Genomic DNA, 15,718 nt, shown 5'->3' on the forward strand with positions numbered 1-15,718 from the left:
CCGCATAACACGTCAATTCGACTAACACACAACACATCACGAAGGGAAACGCTGTGGCTGTCAGCCAGGAAGAAATCATCGCCGGTATCGCCGAGATCATCGAAGAGGTCACCGGTATCGAGCCCTCCGAGGTCACCCCGGAGAAGTCGTTCGTCGACGACCTGGACATCGACTCGCTGTCGATGGTCGAGATCGCCGTTCAGACCGAAGACAAGTACGGCGTCAAGATCCCGGACGAGGACCTCGCCGGTCTGCGTACCGTCGGTGACGTCGTCTCCTACATCCAGAAGCTCGAGGAAGAAGACCCCGAGGCCGCCGCAGCTCTGCGCGCGAAGCTCGAGTCGGAGAACCCCGACGCCGTGGCCAACGTCAAGGCGAGGCTGGAAGCGGACACCAAGTGAGCAAGCCTTCCACTGCTAATGGCGGTTACCCCAACGTTGTGGTAACCGCCGTCTCGGCAACGACTTCGATCGCGCCGGACATCGAGAGCACGTGGAAGGGATTGCTGGCCGGCGAAAGCGGCATCCACGTCCTCGAAGACGAGTTCGTCACCAAGTGGGACCTGCCCGTCAAGATCGGCGGTCACCTCAAGGAGCCCATCGACGAGCACATGAGCAGGCTGGACATGCGGCGCATGTCGTATGTCCAGCGGTTGGCCAAGGTGCTGAGCAGTCAGCTGTGGGAGACCGCCGGTAGCCCCGAGGTCGACCCCGACCGGTTCTCGGTCGTGGTCGGCACCGGGCTCGGCGGCGCCGAGCGGATCGTGGAGACCTACGACCTGATGAACGAGGGTGGCCCCCGCAAGGTGTCGCCGCTCGCCGTTCAGATGATCATGCCCAACGGCGCCGCGGCGGTGGTGGGCCTGCAACTCGGTGCCCGCGCCGGGGTCATCACCCCGGTCTCGGCCTGCTCGTCGGGTTCGGAGGCCATCGCCCACGCGTGGCGTCAGATCGTCATGGGTGACGCGGACTTCGCCGTCTGCGGTGGGGTCGAGGGCCCCATCGAAGCGCTGCCCATCGCGGCGTTCTCGATGATGCGGGCGATGTCGACGCGCAACGATGAGCCCGAGCGCGCATCGCGGCCGTTCGACAAGGACCGCGACGGCTTCGTGTTCGGTGAAGCCGGGGCGATGATGATCATCGAGACCGAAGAGCACGCCAAGGCCCGCGGCGCCAAGCCACTGGCCCGGCTGATGGGTGCCGGCATCACCTCGGACGCGTTCCACATGGTGGCACCGGCGGCGGACGGCGTTCGCGCCGGTCGCGCCATGACCCGGTCGCTGGAGCTGGCGGGGTTGTCCCCCAAGGACGTCGACCACGTCAACGCCCACGGGACGGCAACTCCGATCGGTGACACCGCCGAGGCCAACGCCATTCGCGTCGCGGGTTGCCAGGAGGCGGCCGTGTACGCACCGAAGTCGGCTCTGGGGCACTCCATCGGTGCCGTCGGGGCTCTGGAATCTGTTCTCACGGTATTGAGCCTTCGGGACGGCGTGATACCGCCGACACTCAACTACGAAACCCCCGATCCCGAGATCGATTTGGACGTTGTCGCGGGCGAACCTCGCTACGGCGACTTCCGTTATGCGATCAACAACTCGTTCGGGTTCGGTGGCCACAACGTGGCACTCGCCTTCGGGCGTTACTGAGCGCTGCCAAGCACGGAAGGAACGTTCGCAAGACCCATGACAGAGCTGGTTACCGGGAAAGCACTCCCGAATGTGGTCGTCACTGGCATTGCCATGACGACCGCCCTGGCAACCGACGCCGAGAACACGTGGAAGTTGTTACTCGACGGCCAAAGCGGCATCCGCACCCTCGAGGATCCGTTTGTCACGGAATACGACCTGCCGGTCCGCATCGGCGGCCACCTGTTGGAGGATTTCGACAGTCAGCTCACCCGCATCGAGCTGCGCCGGTCGGGCTACCTGCAGCGGATGTCCACCGTCCTGGGCCGGCGGGTATGGGAGAACGCCGGTTCGCCCGAGGTCGACACCGGCCGACTGATGGTGTCGATCGGTACCGGCCTGGGCTCGGCCGAGGAGCTCGTCTTCGGGTATGACGAGATGCGCACGCGCGGCTACCGGGCGATGTCCCCGCTGACCGTGCAGAAGTACATGCCCAACGGCGCGGCGGCGGCGGTCGGCCTGGAACGGCACGCCAAGGCCGGGGTGATGACGCCGATCTCGGCCTGTGCGTCCGGTTCGGAGGGCGTCGCGCGGGCCTGGCAACAGATCGTGCTCGGCGAGGCCGACATCGCGATCTGCGGCGGCGTGGAAACGAAGATCGAGGCGGTGCCGATCGCCGGCTTTGCCAACATGCGCATCGTGTTGTCCACCAACAACGACGACCCCGCCGGTGCGTGCCGCCCCTTCGACCGGGACCGCGACGGGTTCGTGTTCGGCGAGGGCGGCGCGCTGATGGTGATCGAGACCGAAGAGCACGCAAAGGCGCGTGGCGCGAACATCCTGGCCCGGATCATGGGGGCCAGCATCACCTCGGACGGCTTTCACATGGTGGCGCCGGATCCCAACGGCGAACGCGCCGGCCACGCCATGAGCCGGGCGATCCAGCTCGCGGGCCTCAGCCCCAGCGACATCGGCCACGTCAACGCCCACGCCACCGGCACCTCGGTGGGTGACCTGGCCGAGGGCAAGGCGATCAACAACGCCCTGGGTAGCAACAGGCCCGCGGTGTACGCGCCCAAGTCCGCCCTCGGCCACTCGGTGGGTGCGGTCGGCGCGGTGGAATCCATCCTGACCGTGCTCGCCCTGCGCGACCAGGTGGTTCCGCCCACGCTCAACCTGGAAAACCTCGACCCCGAAATCGACCTCGACGTCGTGGCCGGCAAGCCGCGGCCGGGTAACTACGAGTACGCGGTCAACAACTCGTTCGGCTTCGGCGGACACAACGTGGCCATCGCCTTCGGGCGGTACTGAACCGAGCAACACCGAATATCAGGAGACCTGCGATGACTATCACGGCCCCCGAGACGGTTGGCGAGTCGCTCGACCCTCGCGACCCGCTGTTGCGCCTGAGCACCTTCTTCGACGATGACACGGTCGAGCTGCTGCACGAGCGCGATCGTTCCGGCGTTCTTGCCGCGGCGGGGACCGTGAACGGTGTGCGCACCATCGCGTTCTGCACCGACGGCACCGTCATGGGCGGCGCGATGGGCATCGAGGGCTGCACGCACATCGTCAACGCCTACGACACCGCCATCGAGGAGCAGAGCCCGATCGTGGGTATCTGGCACTCCGGCGGTGCGCGACTGGCCGAGGGCGTGAAGGCGCTCCACGCGGTGGGCCTGGTCTTCGAGGCGATGATCCGGGCGTCCGGCTACATCCCGCAGATCTCGGTGGTCGTCGGCTTCGCGGCCGGCGGCGCCGCCTACGGGCCGGCCCTGACCGACGTGATCGTGATGGCGCCGGAGAGCCGGGTCTTCGTCACCGGGCCCGACGTGGTGCGCAGCGTCACCGGCGAGGACGTGGACATGTGCTCGCTCGGCGGCCCGGAGACCCACCACAAGAAGTCCGGCGTGTGCCACATCGTCGCCGACGACGAGCTCGACGCGTACGAGCGTGGTCGCCGGTTGGTCGGGTTGTTCTGCCAGCAGGGGCATTTCGACCGCAACAAGGCCGAGGCCGGTGACACCGACATCCACGCGCTGCTGCCCGAGTCGGCGCGGCGGGCCTACGACGTCCGCCCGATCGTGACCGCGATCCTCGACGACGAGACGCCGTTCGACGAGTTCCAGGCCAACTGGGCGCCGTCGATGGTGATCGGCCTGGGCCGGCTGTCCGGCCGTACGGTCGGCGTGCTGGCCAACAACCCGCTGCGTCTGGGCGGTTGCCTGAACTCCGAAAGCGCCGAGAAGGCAGCACGTTTCGTGCGGCTGTGTGACGCCTTCGGCATTCCGCTGGTGGTGATCGTCGACGTGCCCGGGTATCTGCCCGGTGTCGACCAGGAGTGGGGCGGCGTGGTGCGCCGCGGCGCCAAGCTGTTGCACGCGTTCGGCGAGTGCACGGTTCCGCGCGTCACGCTGGTCACCCGAAAGACGTACGGCGGGGCCTACATTGCGATGAACTCGCGGTCGCTCAACGCGACCAAGGTGTACGCGTGGCCGGACGCCGAGGTTGCGGTGATGGGCGCCAAGGCCGCCGTCGGCATTCTGCACAAGAAGAAGCTGGCCGCCGCGGCGGATCATGAGCGCGAGGCGCTGCACGACCAGCTGGCCGCCGAGCACGAGCGGATCGCGGGCGGCGTGGACAGCGCCATCGAGATCGGCGTGGTCGACGAGAAGATCGACCCGTCGCACACACGCAGCAAGCTCACCGAGGCGCTGGCCCAGGCGCCCGCGCGTCGCGGCCGGCACAAGAACATCCCGCTGTAATTCTTTGGCGCGCGAGCGCTCTTATACTTGCGGCGGTAGCGGGCTCAGGATCGCCGAAAGCGCTTGCCGCAGAGCCCCTTCGGGGTCGTCGGGAAGTTTGTCGGCACGCCACCCGACAAAGTCGTCCGGGCGGATCAGCAGCGCCCCGTCCGGCGGCAGTCCGGTGACCGCGGCCCACTCGTCACTGTAGAAGCGATGCGCGGCCAGCGACGCCGAAGCCGCTGCCGCACACCATCGCTCGTCCCCGGACAGCACGGTGAATCGGGGCCCCAGCAGGTCGAGCGTCGAGACGCCCTCGCCCACCCAGACGTGCGGCATCCGGGTGCCGGGTTGGGCGCGCAGCGTGTCCACCGGGCCGTCGCCCTCCGCATCGCTTGTCAAAACCGCGGCTGAGCGGTACCGGTACCCGATGAGCAGGGCGAACATCGAGCACTCCTCGTCGGCCGGCAACTGCGGCACGTCGCCACCCGCCCGCAGCAGCGCCACCGACGGCCCCGTCAGCGACTGGCGCGCGGCGAATCGGCCCACCGGGTGGCGCTCGGCGTGGTAGGTGTCAAGCAGTTCGGGACCGGCGTCTCCGCCGAGGACGGCGGCGAGTTTCCACGCCAGGTTGTGGGCGCTCTGAATGGCGGTGTTGGCTCCCCCGGCCTTGAACGGCGGCATGGTGTGCGCCGAATCTCCGACGAGAAATGCTCGCCCACAACGGAATTGGTCGGCCACCCGTTCGTAGGGTTGCCACGCGGCAACCTCGATGATCTCGATGTCCATCGGCTCGCCGAAGGCTTTGGTCAGCAGCTCGCGGCAGCGCTGCGGGGTGAACTGCTCGGCCGTCTCTCCTGCGCCGGGAAAGTAGGTGGTGATGAACATGCCGAAATCGTCCTTGACGACCAGGAAGATCCCGTCCACGTCGTCGTTCTTGACCTGCACGCCGTCGCCGTCGTGCAACTCCGCGATGAACCGTCGCCACGGCGCGCGGAAGTAGACGAAGACGACGTAGATCGGCAGTGCGCCGTATCCGGATGTGGTGATGCCCAGCCAGTCACGGATCGGGCTGTGCACGCCGTCCGCGGCGACGAGATAGTCGGCGCGGACGGTCTCCGGCTCCCCCGACGCCGCGTCGCGCAGCACCGCGGTGACACCGGTCTCGTCCATCTCGATCGAAGACAGCTCCGTGCCGTAGCGCACGTCGCTGCCGCCTCGTCGCGCCGCATCGCGCAGGATCGGCTCGAGCCGACTCTGCGGGCAATACTGTGCCGCCGGCTCGGGACTCAGCTTGTCCAGGCTGGCGAAGATCGCCTCGATGTCCAGCGCCGGTTCTTCCACGGCGCTGTTCAGCGTGGGCCTGACCACCATCGCCGAGACGTGTTCGGCGACCGCGCGCACCTCGTCGCGAAGCCCCAGGCCGCGCAGCACTTCCGAGCTGCGGAAACTCAGATTGCGAGCCTTCGGATAGAGGAAGGATTCCCGTCGCTTCTCGACCAGTAGCGAGCGGACCCCGTGCTGGGCCAGCAGCGCCGACGTGGCCAACCCGCCGACGCCGGCTCCGACGATGAGCACCGGAACACGCGTAGCCACCACACCACCTCCGAACGCCAGGCCAGACAAAGTGATAGTAACTGTCATTATACATTTACTGTCATTAACTGGCGTTGATGCATCCAGAATTCCAAGGGTGCCTGTTGCCGGTTCAGCTGGAGTGGGTAAACAACGCACCAGCGGGCGTCAGTGGAATCAGGTCCTAGTCAGAAGGCGGCATCGAATGGTTCGTGAAGAAGGGGGCCGGTGGGACGTCGGCATCCAGAACAACGCGGTTTACCTCGCGCGCATATCGGAGAGCGACAAACGGATATTCGACGATTCGATATCAGCTGAAGAGGCCCGTGATCTCGCTGGCCTGTTGACGAAGTTCGCAGCCAAGCTCGAAGAGGCCGCGGAATCCGACACCGCCGAGAAGTCCGAGGACGACGAAGACTCCAAAGACGATAAGGAGTCCAAGGACGACGATAAGGACTCCAAAGACGATGAGTCCGAGGACGACAAAGACTCCGAGGACGGCAAGGACTCCGAAGACGACGAGTCCAAGGACGACAAAGACTCCGAAGACGACGAAGACTCTAAAGACGACGAGGACTCTGATAAGTCGTCGGACTAGGTTCGGCTAGCCGAAGCGCGCCAAAAACTCCTCGGCGACGACGACAGCCCGCTCCCGATCGCGCGCCACCAACCCGATCCGGGTCCGCCGGTCCAGGATGTCGGAGACATCCAGCGCGCCCTCATGCGTTATCGCGTAGGCGAATTCCGCTCTGCTGACGTCGATTCCCTCCGCGACCGGCTCGGTCGGCCGATCGCAGGCCGCGACGGCGACGACCTTGGGCGCCTCGGCCCCGTACCGCTGCACCAGCGACGGCGGCAGCTCGATTTCGTGAGCCGCGATCACCCCGGGATTGGCCGGGGCCCCGATCAGCGGCAGGTTGCGGGTCTGGCATTTCCCGGCGCGCAGGTGCCGCAGCTGAATCGCGCGGTTCAGCACGTCCTGTGCCATGTAGCGGTATTCGGTCAGCTTCCCACCGATCACGCTGATCACCCCGGATGCCGATTCCACGACGGCATGCTCGCGGGAGACGTCGGCGGTGCGGCCTTCGCCGGTATCGATCAGCGGCCGTAGCCCGGCGTAGGCGCCGATCACGTCTGTGGCGGCGAGCTCGGTGCCCAATGCGGTGTTCACCGTGTCCAGCAGGAAGGTGATCTCTTCGACCGACGGCTCGGGCACGTCCGGAATGGGGCCGGGAGCCGCTTCGTCGGTGAGCCCCAGATAAACCCGGCCCAGTTGTTCGGGCATGGCGAAGACGAAGCGATTGAGCTCGCCGGGAATCGGAATGGTCAGCGCCGCAGAAGGATTGCCGAAAGACTGGGCATCGAAGACCAGATGCGTGCCGCGACTGGGCCGCAACCGCAACGCGCCGTCGATCTCGCCCGCCCACACCCCGGCCGCGTTGATGATCGCGCCCGCTGACACGTCGAACGATCCCCCGGCGCGCAGGTCCGTCAGTCGCACCGAGGTGCCGGTGGCCCGCGATGCCGACACCCTGGTCAGGATCCGCGCGCCGTGCTGCGCCGCGGTGCGCGCGACCGCGGTGACCAGTCGGGCGTCGTCGATCAATTGACCGTCGTAGGCCAGGAAGCCGCCGTCCAGGCCGTCCCGCCGCACGGTCGGCGCCATCTCCACGACGCGCTGCGCCGAAACCCGGCGCGAGCGGGGCAGCGTCGACGCCGGGGTGCCGGCGAGGAACCGCAGCGCGTCACCGGCCAGGAAACCGCCACGCACCAGCGCCCTCTTGCCCGGGCTCATCGACGGCAGCAGCGGCACCAGCTGGGGCATCGCGTGAACCAGGTGGGGGGCGTTGCGCGTCATCAGGATTCCACGCTCGACGGCGCTGCGCCGGGCGATGCCCACGTTGCCGGTCGCCAGGTAGCGCAGCCCGCCGTGCACGAGTTTGGAGCTCCAGCGGCTGGTGCCGAACGCCAGATCGTGTTTCTCCACCAGCGCCACCCGCAGGCCGCGCGCCGCCGCATCCAGCGCGATGCCGGCACCGGTGATGCCGCCGCCGATCACCACGACGTCCAGCGCTTCACCGTCGGCGAGCGCGGTCAGGTCCGCGGCGCGGCGGGCGCCGTTCAGGGCGGTCGGATCGGGTATCACGACAGGTATCCGTTCAGCGAGTAGGCCAACTCGGTGGCCAGCGCGTCGGCGTCGAGCATCGGTTCGACGATCCGCGCCGACTGGATGGTCGATTGGGCGATCAGCAGCACCATGGCCGCCATCTGGACGGGGTCGCCGAGCCGGACGCTGCCGTGCCGCTGAGCCATCCGCAGCCGGGCGGCGAGGGCGTCGATCAACATGCGCTGGCTGGTCCCCAGGCGTTCGGTGATGTACGTCGACGCGAGATCCGAGTGCAGCACCGACATCACCAACCGGTCCGCCCGCAGCAGATCGGTCACCGTGACTATCTGTCGCACAAGGGATTCCCGATCGTTCCCGAGCAACGGGGCGTCGCGCATCACCTCGGTGATGTGCTGGGTCAGCAGCGCCGCCACGATCGACGGCGTGTCCGGCCAGCGCCGATACACCGTCGGCCTGCTGACGCCGGCTCGCCGGGCTATCTCGGCGAGGGTGACCCGGTCCACGCCGAAATCCACCACACAGCTGGCGGCCGCCGCGAGGATGCGCTCGCCGGTATCCAACTTGTCGTTACGGATTGACAACATATGTAATACTGTAACGCATGACCGATTCCCAGGGGCTGTTGCCGCCGATGAAATGGAACGCGTGGGGAGACCCCGCCGCGGCCAAGCCGCTCTCGGAGGGGATCCGGTCCTTGCTGCAGCAGGCCGTGGGCGTCGAGGGGTCCCGCACGGTCGAACTGCGATCCGACCAGGTGCAATTGCGCCCGTCGGCGTTGTCGCAGTCCGATCGGGATGCGCTGGCCGCCATCGTCGGCGCCGAATACTGCCGCACGGCGGATTCCGATCGTTTGCTGCACGCGGGCGGCAAATCCACCATCGACCTGCTGCGTCGCAACGACCGAGGGGTCCAGGACGCGCCCGACGCCGTGCTGCTTCCCGGCGATGACGACGCCGTTGCCGCGATCCTGCGCCACTGCTCGCAGCATCGCATCGCCGTCGTACCCTTCGGCGGGGGCACCAGCGTGGTCGGTGGGCTCGACCCCGATCGCGCGGAGTTCGCCGCCGTCGTGTCGCTTGACCTGCGCCGCTTCGACCAACTGATCTCGCTGGACGACGTCTCCGGGCAGGCCGTCTTCGGGGCCGGGGTCACCGGACCGGAGGCCGAACGCCTCCTTGGCGCACAAGGCTTTTCGCTCGGCCATTTCCCGCAGAGTTTTGAGTACGCCACCATCGGCGGCTTCGCCGCCACCCGCTCGTCCGGTCAGGACTCGGCGGGCTACGGCCGGTTCAACGACATGGTGCGCGGCCTGCGCGTGGTCACCCCGGTGGGCATCCTGGATCTGGGCCGCGCACCGGAATCCGCCGCGGGCCCCGACCTGCGCCAGCTGTTGATCGGCTCGGAGGGCACCCTGGGCGTCATCACCCAGGTGCGGCTGCGCGTGCACCGCGCGCCGGAAGCCGTCCGCTACGAGGCGTGGTCGTTCCCCGACTTCGCGACCGGGGCCGCGGCCCTGCGCGCCGTCACCCAAAATGCCACCGGCCCCACCGTCATTCGGCTCTCCGACGAGGCCGAGACCGGAGTCAACCTGGCCACCACCGAGGCGATCGGCGAATCCCAGATCACCGGCGGATGCCTGGCCATCACCATGTTCGAGGGCACCACCGAACACGTCGAAAGCCGGCACGCCGAAACCAGCGCGCTGCTGGCGGCCCGAGGCGGAACCTCGCTGGGCGACGGTCCGGCGCGGGCCTGGGAGCGCGGCCGATTCGGCGCACCGTACCTGCGCGATTCGCTGCTCGCGGCGGGCGCGCTGTGCGAAACGCTGGAGACCGCGACCGACTGGGCAGGCGTCCCCGCGCTGAAAACCGCTGTCACCCAAGCACTTACCGAGGCGCTCGCCGCAACCGGCACGCCGGCCCTGGTGATGTGTCACATCTCCCACGTCTACCCCACCGGCGCCTCGTTGTATTTCACCGTCGTCGCCGGGCAACGGGGCAACCCGATCGAGCAGTGGAAAGCCGCCAAAAAGGCCGCGTCGGATGCCATCATGGCCACCGGCGGGACCATCACCCACCACCATGCGGTCGGAGCCGACCACCGGCCGTGGATGCGCGACGAGATAGGCGAGCTGGGAGTGCAGGTGTTACGCGCGGTCAAGGCGACACTGGATCCGGCCGGAATTCTCAATCCCGGCAAGCTGATTCCGTGACGGCCGAGCTGCGCCGCCGAGAGATCGGCAAGGTGATCGCGCTGACCAACCCGGTGTCGGGTCACGGCGCCGCGGTCCACGCCGCCCAGCTCGCGATCGCCCGGCTGCACCGCCGCGGCGTGGAAGTCGTCGAAATCATCGGCGACGACGCGCAAGACGCCCGCCACCTGGTCGGCGCGGCCCTGGACAAGGGCACCGACGCGGTCATGGTGACCGGAGGCGACGGCGTCGTCTCCAACGCCCTGCAGGTGTTGGCGGGAACGGACGTTCCGCTGGGCGTGATTCCGGCCGGCACCGGCAACGACCACGCCCGCGAATTCGGCATCCCCACCAAGGACGCCGAGGCCGCCGCGGACATCGTCGCCGACGGCTGCACGGAATCCATTGACCTGGGCCTGATTCAGGGAAGCAGCGGCGCCAAAAAGTGGGAGAAATGGTTCGGCACCGTGGCGGCCACCGGCTTCGATTCGCTGGTCACCGATCGCGCCAACCGGATGAGCTGGCCGCACGGCCGGCTGCGCTATTACGTTGCGATGCTGGCCGAGCTGTCACAGCTGCGGCTCTTGCCATTTCGCATGGTGCTCGACGGCAGCAGAGAGGTCGACGCGGATATCACGCTTGCCGCCTTCGGCAACACCCGCAGCTACGGCGGCGGGCTGCAGATCTGTCCCGGCGCCGACCACACCGACGGACTGCTCGACATCACCATGGTGCACGAGGCGTCGCGGACCAAGCTGGTTCGCCTGTTCCCCACCGTCATGAAGGGCACGCACGTCAACCTCGACGAGGTCAGCACGGCGCGGGCCAAGTCCATCCACGTCGAGTGCCCCGGCATCAACGTCTACGCCGACGGCGACTTCGCCTGCGCGCTGCCGGCCGATGTCTCGGCGGTTCCGGGCGCTCTGCAGATTCTGCGCCCGGCCAACCGATAGGCCCGGTCTCGAGGGACCATTACGGCATGTTCAAACGCGCTAGCGGATGCGCTAGCGCGTTTGAAAGTCACCCATTGCTTCCAGACCGGCGGCCCCGGCTGAGCCGCCGACCGACTAACCGACGCCGCGGCTGAGCCAGGTCACCTCGCCGACGTCGCCGCCGTCGCGGTAGGCCTCGAGCGCCTCGTCCCAGGCCGTGCCGAGCACCGAGTCCAATTCCGCGGCCAGGGTGTCGGCGCCCTGGGCCATCATCGCCCGCAGCCGCATCTCCCCGACCATGATGTCGCCGTTGGCGCTCATCGCCCCGCTCCACAGGCCGAGCTGCGGGGTGTGGCTGAACCGGTGTCCGTCGACGCCGGGGCTGGGGTCCTCGGTGACCTCGAACCGCAGCACGGACCAGGACCGCAGCGCGTTGGCCAGTTTGGCGCCGGTGCCCACGGGCCCGACCCAGTTGGTGACCGCGCGCAGCTGTCCGGGCATCGCCGGCTGGGGCGTCCAGGTCAGATTCGCCTTGGCACCCAGGGACGACGACAACGCCCACTCGACATGCGGGCAAACCGCCGCGGGTGACGCGTGCACGTACACCACGCCGGTCGTCACGTCGGCGAATTGATTCGACGCTCGCATTTCCTGCTCCTTCGGTTCCACGAGGGACGTCTTCCCCAACGACCTGCGGACCCGACAAACAGGGCAGCTTGCTTGAAATCTTCGATTTTTTGTGTGTCGTGCGTGTCTATTGTGCCTTGTGATACCCCTGTTGCGCTAGTGTGCATTTCCCACTAGCTGTAATCGGCTATCACGGCGTCCGAAATCGCCGGCCACGGCCGCAGCGCCCACTCCCCGAAATCCCGGTCCGTGAGGACCACCAACGCCAGGTCTTTTTCGGGATCCGCCCAGATAAAACCGCCCGCCTGACCAAAATGGCCGTACGTTCGCGCGGAATTCTGGGTGCCCGTCCAGTGCGGCGATTTCGTGTCCCGGAGCTCGAAACCCAGCCCCCAATCGTTGGGCCGCTGCACCCCGTAACCGGGCAGAACGCCGTCCAGACCGGGAAACTGCACCGTCGTCGCCTCGGCGTGCAAGCCGTGCGAGACCGTCGCCGGGCGCAGCAGGTCCCCGGCGAACGCCGCCAGATCGGCCACGGTCGACCTCACCCCGAACCCGGCGGCCACCGCACCGCCGTGCAGCTCGGTCGCCGCCATGCCCAGCGGCTCGCACACCGCCTCGGTCAGGTAGCGCGCAAACTCGATGCCGGTCTCGCGCTCCACGGTCTGGCCCAGCACCGTGAAGCCCTGGTTGGAGTAGATCCGCCGGGCCCCGGGCGCGGCCAGCACCTGGTCGTTGTGCATCGACAGACCCGAGGTGTGGGCAAGCAGGTGCCGGACGGTTGCGCCGGGCGGGCCGGCCGGCGTGTCGAGCTCGACCGCGCCTTCCTCGATGGCGACCTGCACGGCCCGGGCCGCCAACGGCTTGGTTACCGAGGCCAGCTCGAACACCCGCTCGGTGTCGCCGTGACTGGCCAGCACGCCGCCCGGGCCGATTACCGCTGCGGCGGCGGCCCCGACCGGCCAGTCGTTCAGGGCGTCGAGGACCGCCATCACTTCCGGGCGATGTAGTAGTTGTTGATCGGGTCCGACTCGATCTCGGCCACGCTCACGTCGCCGAACCCGGCATCGCCCAGCATCGAGACCGCCAGTTGCGTCCCCCAGGCGGTGCCAAGTCCGGCGCCGTCCAGCGCCAGCGACACCGTCATGCAGTGCATCAGCGACGTTGTATACAGGTAGGTGCTCATCGGAACACCGACGTTCTCCTCGAGCCGGCTCGACGCCTTGATGTCGGCCATCAGCAGCACACCGCCGGGGCGCAGCGCGGCGTAGATGTTCTCCAGGACCCGCGCCGGCTGCGCCTGATCGTGGATGGCGTCGAAGACGGTGATGACGTCGTAGGCGTCCGCCTTATCCAACTCAGCGAGATTGTGGCTTTCGAAGGCCGCGTTGGACAGGCCCCGCTCGGCCGCCTCCGCGATCCCGGTGGCGATGGCCTGCTCGGAGAAGTCGATGCCGGTGAAGCGGCTGGCCGGAAACGCTTGTGCCATTACGTTGATGGCATGTCCGCTGCCGCAGCCGAAATCCGCCACGTCGGCGCCGGACCGCAGCCGCTCCACGAGTCCATCCACCAACGGCAGCACCACGTCGACCAACGCGGTGTCGTACACGACGCCGCTCTGCTCGGCCATCAATGCGTGGAAGCGGGGAAACTCGCTGTACGGCAGCCCGCCCCCGGCGCGGAAGCACCCGATGATCTTTTGTTCGACCTCGGCGAGCACCGGAACGAGCAGGGTCACCAGGGCCAAATTGTCCGGTCCGGCCTCGCGCGTCAGCACCTTGGCGCGCTCCGCGGGCAACGAGTAGGTCGCGGTGTCGGGGTCGTAGTCGACGACGCGTCCGGTGGTCATGCCGGCCAGCCACTCCCGGACGTAGCGCTCGTTGAGCCCGGCCGCCTCGGCGATCTGCTCGCTGGTGGCCGGTGCCTGCCCGGCCATGGTGTCCAGCAGCCCGGTCTGATGCCCGATGCTGAGCAACAGCGTCAGGCTGGCGCCGTCGATGGCCGCGGTGATTCGTTCGGTGAATTCTTCGGTGGTTTCCAAAGCCGTCACGCCCAGGGACGCTACACCCGCTCGATGGTCGGCCGGTTGCCAACAGCGGATGGGTGGACAACCCGCCGCGAGATGTATGGCGGCGGTCAGTAGGTTGTAGCCCATGAGTCAGACAGTGCGCGGCGTGATTTCACGCAAGAAGGGCGAACCCGTTGAATTGGTGGACATCGTCGTCCCGGATCCCGGGCCCGGGGAGGCTCTGGTCGACGTCATCGCCTGCGGGGTGTGCCACACCGACCTGACCTACCGCGAGGGCGGCATCAACGACGAGTATCCCTTCCTGCTCGGCCACGAGGCCGCCGGCCGGGTCGAGGCCGTCGGCCCGGACGTGACCGCCGTCGCGCCGGGCGACTTCGTCGTCCTGAACTGGCGCGCGGTCTGTGGGCAGTGCCGGGCGTGCAAGCGCGGCCGGCCGCACCTGTGCTTCGACACCTTCAATGCCACCCAGAAGATGTCGCTGACCGACGGCACCGAGCTCACGCCCGCGCTGGGCATCGGCGCGTTCGCCGACAAGACGCTGGTGGCCGCCGGCCAGTGCACCAAGGTCAATCCCGAGGCCGACCCCGCGGTCGCGGGCCTGCTGGGCTGCGGGCTTATGGCCGGGCTGGGCGCGGCGATCAACACCGGCGCCGTCACCCGCGATGACACCGTCGCGGTCATCGGTTGCGGCGGCGTGGGCGACGCCGCGATCGCCGGTGCGGCGCTGGTGGGCGCCCGGCGGATCATCGCCGTCGACACCGACAACGCCAAACTGGACTGGGCCCGCAAGTTCGGCGCCACGCACACCGTCAACGCGCGCGAACTCGACGTCGTCAAGACCATTCAGGACCTCACCGACGGCTTCGGCGCCAACGTGGTGATCGACGCCGTGGGCCGGCCGGAAACTTGGAAGCAGGCCTTCTACGCCCGCGACCTCGCCGGAACCGTTGTGCTGGTTGGTGTTCCGACCCCCGACATGCGCCTGGACATGCCGCTGGTGGACTTCTTCAGCCATGGCGGCTCGTTGAAGTCATCGTGGTACGGCGACTGCCTGCCCGAACGCGACTTCCCCACCCTGATCGACCTGTATCTGCAGGGCCGTCTGCCGTTGGAGAAGTTTGTGTCCGAGCGAATCGGGCTAGACGCCATCGAGGAGGCGTTCGAGAAGATGCATGGTGGCAAGGTCCTGCGTTCGGTAGTGGTGCTGTAAATGGTGGACATCGATCGGGTCGTTACCCACGGCACCTTTGAACTCGACGGCGGCAGTTGGGAAGTCGACAACAACATCTGGCTGATCGGCGACAATTCGAACGTCGTGGTGTTCGATGCCGCCCACGACGCCGCACCCATCATCGAGGCGGTGGGCGGTCGCCACGTGGTGGCGGTGGTGTGCACGCACGGTCACAACGACCACGTCACCGTGGCACCCGAACTCGGCAAGACACTCGACGCGCCGGTTCTGCTGCACCCCGCCGACGAAGTACTGTGGCGAATGACGCACCCGGACAGCGACTTTCGCACGATCGCCGACGGTGACACGCTCGACGTCGCCGGCACCGAGCTGCTGGCGTTGCACACGCCGGGCCACTCCCCTGGATCGGTGTGCTGGTACGCCCCGGACCTGGGCGTCGTGTTCAGCGGCGACACCCTGTTCGCCGGCGGGCCGGGCGCGACCGGGCGCTCCTATTCGGACTTCCCCACCATCCTGCAGTCGATTTCCGGCCGGCTCGGCACGTTGCCCGGCGACACCGTCGTGCATACCGGCCACGGCGACAGCACCACCATCGGCGACGAAATCGTCCACTACGAGGAATGGGTGGCCCGCGGCCACTGATTCCTTGCACGCCGAACTGCCAACCGGTCCG

15 protein-coding genes are annotated in these 15,718 nt (G+C 67.8%); 9 read left to right on the plus strand and 6 right to left on the minus strand.

Going from position 1 to position 15,718, the window contains the following annotated elements:
* Positions 1 to 53 precede the first annotated feature (53 nt).
* From acpM to A5708_RS21300, 4 genes are read left to right on the plus strand one after another with little or no spacing between them, the layout of a single operon-like run.
* Positions 54 to 401 (plus strand): meromycolate extension acyl carrier protein AcpM, encoded by a 348-nt coding sequence (gene acpM, locus A5708_RS21285; RefSeq protein WP_065030511.1) that lies wholly within the window; start codon positions 54 to 56, stop codon positions 399 to 401.
* Positions 398 to 1,648 (plus strand): 3-oxoacyl-ACP synthase KasA, encoded by a 1,251-nt coding sequence (gene kasA, locus A5708_RS21290; RefSeq protein WP_065030512.1) that lies wholly within the window; start codon positions 398 to 400, stop codon positions 1,646 to 1,648. The genes acpM and kasA overlap by 4 nt, the downstream gene beginning before the upstream one ends.
* A gap of 36 nt (positions 1,649 to 1,684) precedes the next feature.
* Positions 1,685 to 2,938, plus strand: a complete 1,254-nt coding sequence (gene kasB, locus A5708_RS21295; RefSeq protein ID WP_065030513.1) for a 3-oxoacyl-ACP synthase KasB — start codon at positions 1,685 to 1,687, stop codon at positions 2,936 to 2,938.
* A 32-nt stretch (positions 2,939 to 2,970) separates the two neighbouring features.
* The gene (locus tag A5708_RS21300; protein ID WP_065030514.1) at positions 2,971 to 4,392 is read left to right on the plus strand and encodes an acyl-CoA carboxylase subunit beta; all 1,422 of its coding nucleotides are present in this window, start codon (positions 2,971 to 2,973) and stop codon (positions 4,390 to 4,392) included.
* A 21-nt stretch (positions 4,393 to 4,413) separates the two neighbouring features.
* On the opposite strand, the gene A5708_RS21305 is transcribed toward A5708_RS21300, so the two are convergent.
* Complete coding sequence (locus A5708_RS21305) at positions 4,414 to 6,015, minus strand: FAD-dependent monooxygenase (protein ID WP_065030515.1); 1,602 nt, start codon at positions 6,013 to 6,015, stop codon at positions 4,414 to 4,416.
* Positions 6,016 to 6,151: 136 nt separating this feature from the next.
* On the opposite strand from A5708_RS21305, the gene A5708_RS21310 reads away from it, so the two are divergent.
* Positions 6,152 to 6,544, plus strand: coding sequence for a hypothetical protein (locus tag A5708_RS21310; protein WP_065030516.1), 393 nt, complete (start codon positions 6,152 to 6,154; stop codon positions 6,542 to 6,544).
* A 6-nt stretch (positions 6,545 to 6,550) separates the two neighbouring features.
* Here A5708_RS21310 and A5708_RS21315 read toward each other — a convergent pair whose 3' ends face one another.
* Complete coding sequence (locus tag A5708_RS21315; RefSeq protein ID WP_065030517.1) at positions 6,551 to 8,092, minus strand: glycerol-3-phosphate dehydrogenase/oxidase; 1,542 nt, start codon at positions 8,090 to 8,092, stop codon at positions 6,551 to 6,553.
* A complete protein-coding gene (locus A5708_RS21320; protein ID WP_065030518.1) occupies positions 8,089 to 8,658 on the minus strand; it encodes a TetR/AcrR family transcriptional regulator in 570 nt (189 codons plus the stop codon). Before A5708_RS21320 ends, A5708_RS21315 begins: the two co-directional genes overlap by 4 nt.
* A gap of 47 nt (positions 8,659 to 8,705) precedes the next feature.
* Between A5708_RS21320 and A5708_RS21325 the strand changes: the two genes are divergently transcribed.
* Both A5708_RS21325 and A5708_RS21330 read left to right on the plus strand, forming a co-directional pair.
* Positions 8,706 to 10,286, plus strand: a complete 1,581-nt coding sequence (locus A5708_RS21325) for an FAD-binding oxidoreductase (protein ID WP_155766123.1) — start codon at positions 8,706 to 8,708, stop codon at positions 10,284 to 10,286.
* Positions 10,283 to 11,218: a diacylglycerol kinase gene (locus A5708_RS21330; RefSeq protein WP_065030520.1), complete on the plus strand. Its 936-nt coding sequence runs from the start codon at positions 10,283 to 10,285 to the stop codon at positions 11,216 to 11,218. Before A5708_RS21325 ends, A5708_RS21330 begins: the two co-directional genes overlap by 4 nt.
* Before the next feature lie 114 nt (positions 11,219 to 11,332).
* Here the strand turns inward: A5708_RS21330 and A5708_RS21335 are convergent, their stop codons facing one another.
* The 3 genes from A5708_RS21335 to A5708_RS21345 form a co-directional block, all read right to left on the minus strand.
* Complete coding sequence (locus A5708_RS21335) at positions 11,333 to 11,845, minus strand: DUF3145 domain-containing protein (protein WP_065030570.1); 513 nt, start codon at positions 11,843 to 11,845, stop codon at positions 11,333 to 11,335.
* Between the two features lie 152 nt (positions 11,846 to 11,997).
* Positions 11,998 to 12,816 carry a serine hydrolase domain-containing protein gene (locus tag A5708_RS21340; RefSeq protein ID WP_065030521.1) on the minus strand — a complete coding sequence of 273 codons (819 nt, stop codon included), beginning with the start codon at positions 12,814 to 12,816 and terminating at the stop codon, positions 11,998 to 12,000.
* Positions 12,816 to 13,874, minus strand: coding sequence for a class I SAM-dependent methyltransferase (locus A5708_RS21345; RefSeq protein WP_065030522.1), 1,059 nt, complete (start codon positions 13,872 to 13,874; stop codon positions 12,816 to 12,818). The genes A5708_RS21340 and A5708_RS21345 overlap by 1 nt, the downstream gene beginning before the upstream one ends.
* Positions 13,875 to 13,977: 103 nt before the next feature.
* Between A5708_RS21345 and A5708_RS21350 the strand changes: the two genes are divergently transcribed.
* Both A5708_RS21350 and A5708_RS21355 read left to right on the plus strand, forming a co-directional pair.
* On the plus strand, positions 13,978 to 15,063 hold the full coding sequence (locus A5708_RS21350; protein ID WP_065030523.1) for an S-(hydroxymethyl)mycothiol dehydrogenase: 1,086 nt from the start codon (positions 13,978 to 13,980) through the stop codon (positions 15,061 to 15,063).
* Positions 15,064 to 15,687, plus strand: a complete 624-nt coding sequence (locus A5708_RS21355) for an MBL fold metallo-hydrolase (RefSeq protein WP_065030524.1) — start codon at positions 15,064 to 15,066, stop codon at positions 15,685 to 15,687. It abuts the gene before it with no gap.
* The last annotated feature ends 31 nt before the right edge of the window (positions 15,688 to 15,718 follow it).

It is taken from the genome of Mycobacterium colombiense (genome assembly GCF_001672755.1).
Lineage (GTDB): Bacteria > Actinomycetota > Actinomycetes > Mycobacteriales > Mycobacteriaceae > Mycobacterium > Mycobacterium colombiense_C.